We start from the raw sequence: 12,735 nt of genomic DNA, 5'->3' as shown, positions 1-12,735 counted from the left end.
CGCAAGCGGCCGTTTATCACCGTATGTCCTGGACGGAACCGTATGAGATAAAGGAAACACGATGAGCGTATGCGAATCGATGTTGACTTATCGTAAGGAGGTTTCCGGAAGGACAATAGGTGATGGGCGCTGGAGCTGGACGTGGCTGTTTAAGTGTAAGAATTAATTGCAGCCAAAAATTTTATACTCCTATCTTTCTAAAAAGTGTCAGGTTTGCACGAGGCAATACCTGACACTTTTTCATAACTAGTAATTATTGAATTGTTACATCCCTAAGCTGATATAAGCCGGATGCGTCTGCCCAGAATCCTTGTACTTCTTCACGGTGCCCCATAATATGAGCCGGGTGATATAAAAAGGCCATTGGCACTTGTTCGTTTAAATAATTCGTAGCGTCAATATACAACTGTAGACGTGCATCTTCATCTTGTTCAATGCGTGCTTCGTGCAGCATTTCATCAAATGTCTCATCTACCATAAATGTACGATTACCAGTTGAGCCCACGTTTTCTGAGTGGAACAGCATGTGCATTGGATAATCTGCATCGCCCGTTCCAAGTGATAACCCAAGAATGAACATATCATGTTCTCCAGCAGCAGTGCTGTCCAAATAGGCTCCCCATTCAACTACATTTATTTCGGCATCAATACCAATTTGCGCTAATTCTTCCTGTGTCATCGTAGCGATATCCATTCGTTCACGACTGTCATTTGTCCAAATCGTCGTTTCAAAACCATCTTCATATCCTGCCTCAGCCAGTAATTCTTTTGCCTTTTCAGGATCACGTTCAATCCCTTCTACCTGATCACTGTAACCAAAGTTAGTATCATTGATTGGACCAACTGCTTTCTCACCGGTATCTTCCAGAATACCTTCAATGATCAGATCTTTATCAATAACCATTGCAATGGCTTGTCGGACTCTTAGATCATCGTATGGTTCTTTTTCCATATTAAACCCTAAGTATGAGATACTAGCAGCATTTCTTATGTATGCTTCCATACCATCTCTTTCCTCAACTTGCGCTAAATCACTTGGTGTAACTGGATCGATTATATGGGATTCTCCCGTCTCCAATTCAGCAATTCGGGTTAAATCTTCCGGGACGACTTTAAAGGTAACTGTATCTACCTTTGCTGCATCTCCCCAGTAGTCATCATTTCTATTCAGTATAATTTGTGTACCTGGTTCCCAGTCTCCGAATTCGAAAATTCCTGTACCTACTGGGTTCTCATTTATATATGTCCCATGCTGATCTCCTTCTTCAACCGCTGCAAAATCAGCTTCAATTATATCTGGACTAAGGATACTGGATGCATAATGAGCAAAATGTGCTGGGAGTGGCGCAAATGGAAACTCCGTCACAACCTGCACAGTAAACTCGTCCACAACCACAACCTCATCAATTAAATCAAACAAGACTCTACGCGGAGAGGCTAACTCTTCATCTAGAATCCGCTCAATATTCTGTTTTACTACTTCGGCATTAAACTCAGATCCATCGTGGAATGTAACTCCTTCTTGAAGTTTAAACTCCCAGACGTTATCCTCCACTGCATCCCAGCTTTCAGCTAATAGTGGCTCTAATTCCATATCCTCGTTAAATTTCACTAAGGTTTCATAGATATTAATTTGAATATTCCCTGATGGGACATCACTCGAGGTATGAGGATCAAGCGATGCTGCGTCAGACCCTGTGGCTACAATTAAATCTCCACCAGACTCGCCCTCGCTAGTCGTTCCTGCATCATCACCGTTTGAACTTGCATCATCATCCGGTTCACTAGCACAGGCCGCTAGTACGACTGTTAATGTTAGTAATAGTAAAAATAATTGGTACGAACTTCTCTTAAACATGGAATCCCCCTGTACTAAATTAATTAATAGTCTCAATATAATTATTCGACTATTTCGAACATCATTATACCTTGGCCATAATTGAAAGTACAATTTTCGGATTCCATGAAATTAATATAAAATTGATTCAAAATTGAATATTTTCACTTCAAACGAGTACGTTAATATGAACATTTTTCATAGGTTAGTTCATCGAAAACAACATATGCCCGACATAATATGCCAGGTATTATTCCACGTGAAATTCATTTTCGAAAGCAATCTCCTCTCCAGCATACATGTAAATCCCGTGATTATTTGCATGAAGAGATACTTTCACCGTGTTCCTACCCTTATCAAGATAATCCAAATTATAATAGTCTCCATACATTCGATTCACTTTTTCTCCATTGATATATAAATGTGCATGCCCTTCTTTATAATTCGTCTCTTCCAGCCCAACCTTTTCCGGAGCAAAGCTAAAATTATCTGTTTCAATTCGTACAAACCAGGAACCAGAGTGATCTTGATGTACAGATCCATCAATGGAGGGAATTTCTTCTCCAGCTGGTATTTCTACCGTTTCATAGGTATGTCCTTCTGTGTGACCCGATGTATAATGACTATTCTGATTATGTAAAAATAATAAAGCAGCTACAAAAAGGAAAATAACAATGAAACTTATGACCCGATACATGTATTTGCCCCCTTATTTTCTGTTTATATTACGCTTAATTATCATTCCAACAATAACTAACAGAGCCCCTAAGGCGAGAAATGCCAGATCATATGCAAGTGCATTGGGATCACCTGGCTTCACTCTATGAATTTGCAGCAGATGATGGTTGATAATCCCCTCAATAATATTGAATGTTCCACTTCCAATAAGAAACATACTAACCAACAGTCTAATTCCTTTTGGCAGGTCTGTTGGCTTACCTGCCAGCCATAGAAGAACCCCGCCTGCTACTAATGTAATTGTTACCGCGAAATGAAATACTCCATCACTGATGATTTGCCCGGATCGTGTCGTTTCCATGACCACACTATGCCACTGTAGTAACTGGTGGAAGATAATCCCGTCCATTGCACCCATGAACCCAAAACCCAAAATAAAACTTCCAATTGTCATTAGGCTGATTTTCGTTCGAATACTCACCTTAAATTACCCTCCATCAAATTAGATTGCTAGAAGTCATTATATCCAGTTAGAATAGAAACTAACCTGTATTTGACGCCAAAGGAAATACCAGGCATAGGTGTTGTTGTATGCCTGGTATGCAGCTACTTGTTACTATTTTGTTTTTCCTTCTGCTCTTGATTCATCATGTAATTTTTACTATTTCCATCAGATCCAGTAATTAATCTAGTGACATAAGAAGTAGTATTTTTATAGCCATCCTCAATTTTTTCAACCAAATGATTTGTACGTTCAAAGAGTACCGAACGAAAATACTCTATTTGTCTTGAAATTTTCTCTGTTACTGCTTCCTGGCTTTCCAGTCGTGTCACTACTTCCTCTTGTACGCCGTCTTGTTTTGCGATTTGTTCGGCCATCTGCTTTTGCAAATTATGCTGCTCTTCCATTTTCAACAGCAATTGCTCATTTGCAGATGCGTAGGCACTTAATTGAGTAACAACTTCCTGATTTGTTTGGCTCATCTGGCTTATCCGCTTCAACAGGTCCTTTTCAGTTAAAATCCCTTCTTCCATCATAAGATGCAGTTTTTGGTTATCATTTTCTACTTTCTTTAACTGCTTTATGACATGATTCTCTATTTTTTCGTGCTCCAGATTACTTGCCCTTAAACCATGTAATTGCTTGCTGACTTTTTCCCATCGCTCCTCATGCGTGTGCCCTTGTTTTTCATATAAAAACTTTAGCCCCTGAAGTGAATTAGTTAACATATCATTTACTTTTTGCTGTTCTTTTAACAGTTCTGAAAGGTGGTCTTTTCTAAAATAACCTTGGTTCGGTTCTTTAAGAATGCCATCATTTTTATAGATGGCACGGTGGCTATCCCGGTTAATAAACAATCCCATCTTTTCCACACACCCTTTTAATGCATTTACTGTAGTATCCTATGCATTTTATTATAAGGGGGGACAATTATTACAGATATTACGATAGGTCAGCCTCTCCCGCTGACGCTGTTCTCTGGGAATGTATTATCTTCCTAAAAAGCCAACTTGAATTCGTTTATCATCTATCCATTATTGGAGAGAGATTGGAGCATTATATGTGAACAGTGGCTCCGTTAAGAATTTAGTGAAATTATAATTTCCCCATTATCCAACGTTAACTGAAGTAGTAACTAGGATGGAGTGTACATATATATGATTATCACTTACTACTGGAGGTTTACATGTCTAAAAATTATTCTGACCTAAACTTAATTGTTCGCAGTTTACTGCCTGAGAATCAGGAAACCCCGATTTCCTTCCTGCCTGAAGATCATTTGCAGACCGACTTATTTTTCAGACGTAATCATTTTACCTACCCATCGCTGACCAACTCCAGCTATTGGCTGCCTATAGTTGGAGCAGTGCATACACCCATTTTATTTTCATTCAAAGATCTGGTTCAAATGCCTTCCCATACAGTTAAAGTCGTCTTGGAGTGTGCGGGCAATAAACGTAATTTGTTTAAACCTAAGGTGTTTGGTGAGCAATGGGAAAAAGGTGCCCTCAGTATGGGGAGATGGAAGGGTGTTTCGCTAAAAACCCTTTTGAATGTTACAGGGCTTAAGCATGATGCAACAGAAGTTGTGGCAGAGGGGTATGATTATGGAAATAGAACAGACATAGATCATACTTTTTCCTATATGAGAAGCTTGCCCATCGAGAAAGCGTTGCACCCTGATACGATCATCGCTTATGCATATAATGATAAACCTATTCCTTTCAAACATGGTTTCCCGTTACGATTAATTGTTCCGCAGTGGTATGCCATGGCCTCTGTAAAGTGGATCAAACAAATAAGGATAATTAACAAGAAATTCCACGGACCTTTTCAGTCCATTGACTATGTTTATTACCCACAGAAAGAAAGCGATGCGGGAGCTTACCCGGTTACTTACAATCGTGTTAATTCTATTATCCAGCAACCGTTGAACAGAGAGGTTCTGGATACCGGATTACACATTATTAAGGGAATTGCCTGGACAGGAAAAGGAACTATTTCCAAAGTAGAGCTAAGTGTAGATCATGGGGAAACCTGGATACGAGCAGTTATTGATCGCCCTTATAATGCAAATTATGAATGGATAAATTGGTCCTATGAATGGGAGATCTCTAAGAAAGGAGAATATACGCTTATGGCAAAAGCGACTGATTCCTTTAATCGCACACAGCCACCTGAAGCCATGTGGAACAGGAAAGGATATGGGTACAATGCAATCGACACGGTAGTTATTAAGATAGAATGAAGGATTACATTATCATTTAATATAGTCTTTGACAGTCTCTACAAATGACTTGGGGGAGGTTTTTACAGTGTAGGAAAATACACCTCCAGTGGTGTGTAAGTAGAGGAGCCCACCTTCTCCATTAATATGGCGATAGGATATATCCAGTACTTCATCAATAGGAAACTCACGATGCTGTGTGGTTATTTTTTCCTTGTAAAAACACATAACCCGTTCGTATTCAATATCTCTCTGTTCGATGCTGGTTACTTCTCTTAGTACTTTAATATATGGCTGTTCTGCAATCAGGTACATATACACCCTCCTTCTATTTATAGTTCATATATTACTATTACGCTTAATAAGTATCAATTTATGTTTCTCGTTGAGAGTTACCTGCCCCTAAACAAAGAGCAGTCATATTCGATCTCACCAATTACTCCTTTAGGATCTTTAGGATCTATTGCTTTCCACTCCCCCTCCCCGAATTCTCTTTAGCCAAGCTTCTCCCTCATCTTTAAAATAAAACATTACTGATCGGGCAAAATGTTTTTGGAGCTTCATTTTCTGACCACCTTTACAGTATTATTCCAGAAAATTGGGTAGTATACTTTTATTCACTTAAGACAGTTTATTTATTTTTGGTATTAATTGTTTATTACTTTTTGTATAATACTAGTTCATATATGGAGGTGTTTACTATGTCTTTAGCAATGACAGAAAATGAAATTACCCTAGCCCTTATCCAATCTCTCAAAGAAGGTAAGAAAATGCTTTTCCAGGATATTATGGAAGAATTACAACCATATGATATGGCTCAGCAATACCTTCATATTCCATCAAAGCACAGGAATAAATTTCTTTTGTATTGCACCATTGAACAAATTACTGAAATGATGCAGGAATTGGATACAGATGAGCAACTAAATGTTCTGCAGAAATTAGGTATTGAGAAATCCACGAAAGTACTCGACTTAATGGAAAATGACGATTTAGCATCTTTAATAGCTGACTTGGACGCCGAAGAAATAGAAGAACTTTTATCTGAGATGAACCAGGAAGAAGTAGACATTGTTCAAAGTTTAATGAACTACGAACCGGAGACAGCCGGCCGAATTATGACAAATCGCTATGTTTGGATTCCGAAACATTATACAATACGTGAAGCAGTAGATAAACTAAAACACTTTGCAGAGCTTGCTGAGTATTTAAACTATCTATATGTGATCGATGAACAGAAAAAACTCGTTGGTGTTGTTTCCTATAAAGATTTGTTGTTAGGAGATCTGTACGACAAAGTAGAAGATGTGATGTATACAAGAGTAGTGAAAGCAGATGTACATACCGACCAGGAAGAAGTGGCTAAGCTAATCAGCCGCTACGACTTCGTATCCATCCCTGTCATTGAAGCGGATAATAAACTGGTTGGCGTTATTACAGTTGATGATATCATCGATATTGTTATTCAGGAAGCAAATGAAGATATTGAAAAATTATCTGCATCCGGTAAAGCTATTGATTTCAATACGAAATCAATGGTAGCTGCATACCGTCGTCTGCCATGGCTTATTTTATTATTATTTATCGGTATATTATCTGGCAGTATTATTAGCGGATTCGAAGATACGTTACAGACCGTCGTCGCCTTAGCCTTCTTCATGCCCATGATAGCCGGCATGACAGGAAACACGGGTACACAATCACTTGCTGTTGTCGTTAGAGGTCTAGTGTCACATGATTTAAATTCTAAACAGGTCGTTAAACTAGTATTCCGTGAACTATGGGTTGGAATCATAATTGGGGTTATCTGTGGGGTGCTAATCTTCTTCATTGCCTATGTTTGGCGGGACAGTGTTACCTTAGGACTGGTGGTCGGAAGTTCCCTGTTTCTAACCTTAATAATAGGAACATTAGCAGGAACGATCATCCCGCTAATACTATACAGACTTAAAATTGATCCAGCCGTTGCTTCTGGTCCGCTTATCACAACAATTAATGACATTTTATCTTTATTGATCTATTTTGGGATTGCAACCATGTTCATTTCACGATTAATGTAACTAATTTGATGGTCATCTTTAATTGATATAACAGGATTTTCGGTTAAAACCATTAGAATTGTAATGTAATTTACACATCAATATGTTAGGTATCAATAACCATTATAATCAGGTTAGTTGATATAAAAAGGACCACTCATTTTAGATATCATGTCTACTATGTGTGGTCTTTCCTAATTGTTCCATTAATGGCAGGTTAGTGCAATAGGATATTTTTTTTGTAGTAAACAGGAATATGATAAATAATGTCGAAATAGTAATATACAACAACATACTGCAATAAATCTAAGGAGGCATAAGGCAGTGGAAAAATTATGGAACAACTCTTCAAACTAATATATTTTGAGGAGGAAAAATGAATGACAATAAATTTTATTAATAGTAAAAATGTAAATAGAGAACAAGTAGAAAAATTATATAATGATGTAGAGTGGTATGCTTATACACAAGATTTAGGAGTTCTTCAACACGCAATGGAACAGTCATTAGAAGTTATATCTGCTTGGAATGGTGAAGAGTTAGTTGGGTTAATTCGTATTGTTGGTGATGGATTAACAATTATCTATATTCAAGATATTCTTGTGTTAAATGCTTATCAAAATCAAGGAATCGCTACTCAACTGATGCAACAGGTTCTGAAGAAATATAAAAATGTTCGTCAAAAAGTTTTATTAACAGAAGAATCCCCTGATGTAAGGCATTTTTATGAAAAGAATGATTTCCAATCTTGCGATAAAGGTTCTTTAGTGGCATTCGCTAAGTTGAATTAGATCGATTCATTTTAAAAACATTTTATTATTGAAAAGAACATAAATTTAGGAGAGGTTGGGACAAAAGAGGAATTATTCAGGAAAGGCCGAACATTAATGCCTGAACAAATGTATCGCTTCGGCAAAATACTTCGCATTTTAGTGGGCACGGCTTCAGCTAACTGTGTGAAGAAGAGCACTTCACACAGTGGATCTTCAGCTCGTGCTGTTCCCACAGGAGTCTGCGTATTTTGCCTACGCTAAGTATGTTCGGATTCTCATTCTTCCCATTTAGTTATGTCCCAGCAACATTTTTTATAAGACAAATCTCTGGATAACAAAATATGCACTTAAATTGCCTTTTTGTTTAAATCCATTCATTGTTAACATACACATATAAAACCATCCTTGTAATTTGCTTATCTGCTCTTTACAAGTAAATTTACCGCTTCTTTAATAAGTTCATCCGCATTTTGTCCGTTTTCCTGTTCTTCCCGTATACACTGCTCCAAATTTTGACTCACTATTAAAGCAGCAGTCCGATCCAGCGCACTTCTGGCAGCACTCATTTGAGTTACGACATCCTTACAATTTTTTTCGTCCTCCATCATTTTTAGTAAACCTCTAACCTGTCCTTCAATCCGCTTCATTCTATTTTTTACTTTTTCATCATATTTCATAAGGATTTCTCTCCTTTTATAGTGATTAGCAGGAAATTAATTTGTTCTCGTACTTATAGTGATACCACATCTTACCTTCATTATAAACTATTTCAAAACATAAAGAGCCCTTCTCAAATGACTTTATAAAGGTTTGAGAAAGACTCTTATTATTAAGGATTTTATTACAGGTGGTATTTAGACATGGGAAATGTTAACCAGTCTTCCTTCTGTTTAGTAAACGCCATATCCACCGGACCAAGATGCGCCAATAATTATCAGTAAAATAAACAATACGACAATCAACGCAAAGCCTCCACCTGCACCATAAACTGCGCTCATTATATCTCCTCCTTGAAAAAAATTCATGAGAACTGCTCTCACAATACATAGTACGTAAATCTATTCATTTGGTGTGGACATTTTCCTTCAAAACACAATTACATACACAGATTTTTACCCATATTTAACCGGTGACATTCATACATTTTTTAAAGTTCAACTGGATAACTTAACATCAGGGGACTTCATTAGGAGGAGTTAAAATGGATAGCACGCGCGAATTCATAAAAAAATTCAATCAAAATAAGAAAAAAAAAATCCAGAACAAACAACGACAAGGGCATAATGACCCTGCAAAAAAGTTGCCAAACAAGCGACATTAATAGCCAGTACCATTTTAGTGCCGTGATTAGCGTCATGGCACTTCTTCTAAAAAATTATTATGGAGGCAATTATGGACACGACACGTGCAGAGGAGATAATAAATTCAACAAACATGATTAACGTAAACTACCACGGAATCCCAGTTTATATACAAACAGTGAATTCCAATTCTGAAACAGCGACTGTTTTTCCTCTTGATGAAATGAATAATGAACAAGAAGTAGATGTGGATGGATTATTCGAAACCGGACCATAGCTGAGGAGGTAAGAAAATGAACAGACAACGAGCAGAAGATATTGCAGCTTCTCCAGAAATGAAGCATGTAACATACAATGGAAAGCGAATTTATATTAAGCACGTCAATGAACAAAGCGAAACTGCCCATGTAGTCTCATTGCATGACCCACAGGAAGCATTTGATGTACAGTTAACAAATCTGTACGAGAAGTGAAAATCCCCTCTTATATTTTCAAGGTTTTCCCATTTGTATTTTCCCAAAAAAGAGGAAAAGTAATATGGAGTCAGTAAAGGAGAGATTGTAAATGAAGAATCGAATATATAGAAGCACTATAGGTCTTCTGTTTTTAACGCTTGTAGCGTGCAATACAGAGCAGGGCGCTCTGGAAAGGGAAAACTACGTTGTAGGAAATGAAAGTGACACCATTTCGAGCCTTGATACAAGCTCATCCAGTGAAGAATATCCTCACACTATTCCTGTTAAAATTCAAGACGCAAAGTTTGATTTTGAGATTGTTGAGCAGGAAATAATTGATCCATTTCTACAACAGGATATGGGACAGCGAGACAATCAAACACAGCAAATTGAACGAGACAGTGAACAGCGCGAAACTGAAAATCGCAATATACAACGTGGAGAACAAAGAACGAATGAAGGACAGCATATACCACCTGGACAAGAGCAAGGAACAAACCAGCAGCAAGAGTCTGACCAGCAACAAGGTGAACAGGACACTGAATCACGGGATTTTGAATCTGCTGTGATCGATTTTACCAATGAAGAAAGAAGAAGAGAAGGTTTATCAGAATTGAAAGAGGATCCGTCATTAAGTGAAGTTGCAAAAGAAAAATCAAAGGACATGCAGTCAAATGGCTACTTTTCACACACCAGCCCGAACTATGGATCTCCATTTGATATGATGAGGGATTTTGGAGTATCTTACCAGTCAGCAGGCGAAAACATCGCACAAGGGCAACGTTCCCCAGATGTCGTTGTTCAAGAGTGGATGAATAGTGAAGGGCACCGGGAGAATATATTAAACGGTGGTTTCACACATATCGGAGTTGGGTATGTAGAGGACGGAAATTATTGGACACAAATGTTTATAACAAAGTAAAATGGAAGCATCAAAGGAAATAATTTTATTCCTTGATGCTTTTTACTTTGTAGCATATTATCGTCTTCCCTTAGGTAAGAAACTATAATCCGGTAGTATTGGAGGATAAATTCCGTGTTAAAAAAATGGTTAAGCGAATCAAACTATACAGTGGTATTCACAGGTGCTGGCATGTCAACAGAAAGTGGGCTACCTGACTTCCGCTCTGCTAACCAAGGGATGTGGAATAAGGTCGATCCAAGCAAAATTGCCAGTACAAAGGCATTAAATGATAATGTTGACGCATTTATAACTTTTTATCGCGAACGGGTACTCGGAGTTAAAGATTATAAGCCACATAAAGGACACGATATTCTGGCTGATTGGGAAAAGCATGGTATTATTCAGTCAATAATCACACAAAATGTAGACGGGTTTCATCAGGAGGCCGGGAGCAAACGTGTGGCAGAACTCCATGGCACACTGCGAAAGCTGCATTGCCAGTCATGTGGACAGAATTACAGCAGTGAATCCTATATTGACCGAAAGTATCATTGCAGCTGTGGCGGCATATTACGTCCATCCATTACGTTATTTGGGGAGACCCTGCCGGAGGATGCATTTCAACTCGCATTGGAAGAAACACAGAAAGCAACATTATTTATTGTATTGGGCTCCTCTTTAAGCGTTACACCAGCGAATCAGTTTCCACTTATAGCAAAGGAAAATGGGGCAAAATTAGTCATTATAAATAGAGAAGAGACGGATTTCGATTATTATGCAGATAAAGTGATTAATGAGAGGGAAATTGGAAGTGTACTAAGTGAACTGGATAAATAAAACGATGGCATAAAGCAATTAGTAAGATAACTGCTTTATGCCATCCATTTAGGCGGAATATTTTTATCCCAATATATTTCTCCAATCTCATGGTGTTCTTCAAATCCATCCGTACTCAGATGGTAATGAAAATTAAACCAGTAGCCCTCCAATGGCCGATTATCACGACGTACATGAAATTTGGCAACAGTTTTATTAGTCCGGTAATCATAAATGTTGAAAATTCTCTCACCAAATCCTTCCGAGGGGTTTTCTGTAATACTGTAATATTGCAGTGTATCCTGTTCAGCTTCGGTAAGAATGGTTTGAAGGACATCTTCTATTGATGGTAAAATCGTTGAAAGTATATCATCTTCTACCTGATTCACTATTCTTGGACCTAATTTAGTTATCATTTGCTCTCTTGCTTTTTCAGTTAACGTAGTAATAAATAAACCTTCATCGCTGCCAAGCGTAATATCAGCTTCAGCTTCTTCCCTTACTTCCAGGGTTTGCGTGGCAACATTTTCGCTGGCGGATTTTAGGGAAATTGCTTCTTCATTTTTTTCAGTATCGGTATTTATGTAAGCTGGTGGAATATACATTCCAAATGTAAGGATTGCAATAAATACAACGGCTATTTTTCTCAGCCAAAGCTTCATGGGAATATCCCCTTCCCTTATATATACTGGAAATTTTATTATAGGCTCTTTTCTAAAAGATTTTAGCTCTTCAATCTTAAATAGTACTTGATATAAAGTGCCATAGTGAAAATTCCCTTTAGTGATACTTTTTCTCTTTCTAAAGATGGTTGAGTACTTAGATTCGCTTCAGCAGAATACTTCGCTTTTCATGGGTGTCTTCTCACCCTGAAAAGAAAGTTATACTAGCTGCGGAAAAATGCGAACCTTCGAAAATACATCCGCATTTTCTTCGTGTGATGTAATACTGCTGAAATTTTTCATAACATTGTACAATGCCAAAAGGCAAAAAAACATTGTAAATTGAACAAAGTGTAGCTGAGCAGATGTTGCATTTGTACCCGGAGTGGAAATCAACATAGCAGTTACATCGCACTTTATATATACCAATAGCAATAAACCTATTCACAAAGTGTTTTTATATAATAAAATTTTACCATGTTACAGGTAAATGTCTACACTATTTTCAATATTTAATAAAATGGTAACATTGTTTATGACA

General features: G+C 37.7%; 16 protein-coding genes. 8 read left to right on the top strand and 8 right to left on the bottom strand.

Annotation, left to right across the window (positions count from 1 at the left end; all coding sequences use genetic code 11):
• Nucleotides 1-253: 253 nt before the first annotated feature.
• From QGM71_RS10450 to QGM71_RS10435, 4 genes are all read right to left on the bottom strand, one after another.
• A complete protein-coding gene (locus tag QGM71_RS10450; protein ID WP_327607489.1) occupies nucleotides 254-1,858 on the bottom strand; it encodes a glutathione ABC transporter substrate-binding protein in 1,605 nt (534 codons plus the stop codon).
• 229 nt (nucleotides 1,859-2,087) lie between these two features.
• Nucleotides 2,088-2,534: a hypothetical protein gene (locus QGM71_RS10445; protein ID WP_327607488.1), complete on the bottom strand. Its 447-nt coding sequence runs from the start codon at nucleotides 2,532-2,534 to the stop codon at nucleotides 2,088-2,090.
• A 12-nt stretch (nucleotides 2,535-2,546) separates the two neighbouring features.
• The gene (locus tag QGM71_RS10440) at nucleotides 2,547-2,996 is read right to left on the bottom strand and encodes a DUF2243 domain-containing protein (protein WP_327607487.1); all 450 of its coding nucleotides are present in this window, start codon (nucleotides 2,994-2,996) and stop codon (nucleotides 2,547-2,549) included.
• A gap of 125 nt (nucleotides 2,997-3,121) precedes the next feature.
• Nucleotides 3,122-3,880 (bottom strand): hypothetical protein, encoded by a 759-nt coding sequence (locus QGM71_RS10435; protein WP_327607486.1) that lies wholly within the window; start codon nucleotides 3,878-3,880, stop codon nucleotides 3,122-3,124.
• A gap of 323 nt (nucleotides 3,881-4,203) precedes the next feature.
• Between QGM71_RS10435 and QGM71_RS10430 the strand changes: the two genes are divergently transcribed.
• A complete protein-coding gene (locus tag QGM71_RS10430; RefSeq protein ID WP_327607485.1) occupies nucleotides 4,204-5,265 on the top strand; it encodes a sulfite oxidase in 1,062 nt (353 codons plus the stop codon).
• Between the two features lie 12 nt (nucleotides 5,266-5,277).
• Here the strand turns inward: QGM71_RS10430 and QGM71_RS10425 are convergent, their stop codons facing one another.
• Nucleotides 5,278-5,559, bottom strand: a complete 282-nt coding sequence (locus QGM71_RS10425) for a hypothetical protein (RefSeq protein ID WP_327607484.1) — start codon at nucleotides 5,557-5,559, stop codon at nucleotides 5,278-5,280.
• Nucleotides 5,560-5,945: 386 nt separating this feature from the next.
• Between QGM71_RS10425 and mgtE the strand changes: the two genes are divergently transcribed.
• Nucleotides 5,946-7,304: a magnesium transporter gene (gene mgtE / locus QGM71_RS10420; protein WP_327607483.1), complete on the top strand. Its 1,359-nt coding sequence runs from the start codon at nucleotides 5,946-5,948 to the stop codon at nucleotides 7,302-7,304.
• Nucleotides 7,305-7,663: 359 nt separating this feature from the next.
• On the top strand, nucleotides 7,664-8,074 hold the full coding sequence (locus QGM71_RS10415; protein ID WP_327607482.1) for a GNAT family N-acetyltransferase: 411 nt from the start codon (nucleotides 7,664-7,666) through the stop codon (nucleotides 8,072-8,074).
• A gap of 398 nt (nucleotides 8,075-8,472) precedes the next feature.
• On the opposite strand, the gene QGM71_RS10410 is transcribed toward QGM71_RS10415, so the two are convergent.
• Together QGM71_RS10410 and QGM71_RS10405 are read right to left on the bottom strand one after the other, a co-directional pair.
• Nucleotides 8,473-8,733 (bottom strand): metal-sensitive transcriptional regulator, encoded by a 261-nt coding sequence (locus tag QGM71_RS10410; protein WP_327607481.1) that lies wholly within the window; start codon nucleotides 8,731-8,733, stop codon nucleotides 8,473-8,475.
• Between the two features lie 213 nt (nucleotides 8,734-8,946).
• Complete coding sequence (locus QGM71_RS10405) at nucleotides 8,947-9,054, bottom strand: YjcZ family sporulation protein (protein WP_327607480.1); 108 nt, start codon at nucleotides 9,052-9,054, stop codon at nucleotides 8,947-8,949.
• 203 nt (nucleotides 9,055-9,257) lie between these two features.
• On the opposite strand from QGM71_RS10405, the gene QGM71_RS10400 reads away from it, so the two are divergent.
• From QGM71_RS10400 to QGM71_RS10380, 5 genes are all read left to right on the top strand, one after another.
• Complete coding sequence (locus QGM71_RS10400) at nucleotides 9,258-9,377, top strand: DUF4023 family protein (RefSeq protein WP_327607479.1); 120 nt, start codon at nucleotides 9,258-9,260, stop codon at nucleotides 9,375-9,377.
• 71 nt (nucleotides 9,378-9,448) lie between these two features.
• Nucleotides 9,449-9,634, top strand: coding sequence for an H-type small acid-soluble spore protein (locus QGM71_RS10395; RefSeq protein ID WP_327607478.1), 186 nt, complete (start codon nucleotides 9,449-9,451; stop codon nucleotides 9,632-9,634).
• Between the two features lie 16 nt (nucleotides 9,635-9,650).
• Entirely contained in the window at nucleotides 9,651-9,830 is a 180-nt protein-coding gene (locus QGM71_RS10390; protein WP_327607477.1) for an H-type small acid-soluble spore protein, read from the top strand.
• Between the two features lie 91 nt (nucleotides 9,831-9,921).
• The gene (locus QGM71_RS10385) at nucleotides 9,922-10,734 is read left to right on the top strand and encodes a CAP domain-containing protein (RefSeq protein ID WP_327607476.1); all 813 of its coding nucleotides are present in this window, start codon (nucleotides 9,922-9,924) and stop codon (nucleotides 10,732-10,734) included.
• A gap of 114 nt (nucleotides 10,735-10,848) precedes the next feature.
• Complete coding sequence (locus tag QGM71_RS10380; RefSeq protein WP_327607475.1) at nucleotides 10,849-11,553, top strand: NAD-dependent protein deacylase; 705 nt, start codon at nucleotides 10,849-10,851, stop codon at nucleotides 11,551-11,553.
• Nucleotides 11,554-11,588: 35 nt separating this feature from the next.
• Here the strand turns inward: QGM71_RS10380 and QGM71_RS10375 are convergent, their stop codons facing one another.
• A complete protein-coding gene (locus tag QGM71_RS10375) occupies nucleotides 11,589-12,194 on the bottom strand; it encodes a YpjP family protein (RefSeq protein WP_327607474.1) in 606 nt (201 codons plus the stop codon).
• Nucleotides 12,195-12,735 lie beyond the last annotated feature (541 nt).

It is taken from the genome of Virgibacillus tibetensis (assembly GCF_036026595.1).
Taxonomy (GTDB): Bacteria; Bacillota; Bacilli; order Bacillales; family Amphibacillaceae; genus Virgibacillus_P; species Virgibacillus_P tibetensis.
Note: the sequence above shows the minus strand (reverse complement) of the source record. Positions and strands in the feature narration are given on the sequence as shown.

Bases quoted from the DNA above. Each gene is read 5' to 3' on its own strand.
- QGM71_RS10450 (WP_327607489.1), bottom strand. From the start codon at position 1,858: ATGTTTAAGAGAAGTTCGTACCAATTATTTTTACTATTACTAACATTA.
- QGM71_RS10445 (WP_327607488.1), bottom strand. From the start codon at position 2,534: ATGTATCGGGTCATAAGTTTCATTGTTATTTTCCTTTTTGTAGCTGCT.
- QGM71_RS10435 (WP_327607486.1), bottom strand. From the start codon at position 3,880: ATGGGATTGTTTATTAACCGGGATAGCCACCGTGCCATCTATAAAAAT.
- QGM71_RS10430 (WP_327607485.1), top strand. From the start codon at position 4,204: ATGTCTAAAAATTATTCTGACCTAAACTTAATTGTTCGCAGTTTACTG.
- QGM71_RS10425 (WP_327607484.1), bottom strand. From the start codon at position 5,559: ATGTACCTGATTGCAGAACAGCCATATATTAAAGTACTAAGAGAAGTA.
- mgtE (WP_327607483.1), top strand. From the start codon at position 5,946: ATGTCTTTAGCAATGACAGAAAATGAAATTACCCTAGCCCTTATCCAA.
- QGM71_RS10415 (WP_327607482.1), top strand. From the start codon at position 7,664: ATGACAATAAATTTTATTAATAGTAAAAATGTAAATAGAGAACAAGTA.
- QGM71_RS10410 (WP_327607481.1), bottom strand. From the start codon at position 8,733: ATGAAATATGATGAAAAAGTAAAAAATAGAATGAAGCGGATTGAAGGA.
- QGM71_RS10405 (WP_327607480.1), bottom strand. From the start codon at position 9,054: ATGAGCGCAGTTTATGGTGCAGGTGGAGGCTTTGCGTTGATTGTCGTA.
- QGM71_RS10400 (WP_327607479.1), top strand. From the start codon at position 9,258: ATGGATAGCACGCGCGAATTCATAAAAAAATTCAATCAAAATAAGAAA.
- QGM71_RS10395 (WP_327607478.1), top strand. From the start codon at position 9,449: ATGGACACGACACGTGCAGAGGAGATAATAAATTCAACAAACATGATT.
- QGM71_RS10390 (WP_327607477.1), top strand. From the start codon at position 9,651: ATGAACAGACAACGAGCAGAAGATATTGCAGCTTCTCCAGAAATGAAG.
- QGM71_RS10385 (WP_327607476.1), top strand. From the start codon at position 9,922: ATGAAGAATCGAATATATAGAAGCACTATAGGTCTTCTGTTTTTAACG.
- QGM71_RS10375 (WP_327607474.1), bottom strand. From the start codon at position 12,194: ATGAAGCTTTGGCTGAGAAAAATAGCCGTTGTATTTATTGCAATCCTT.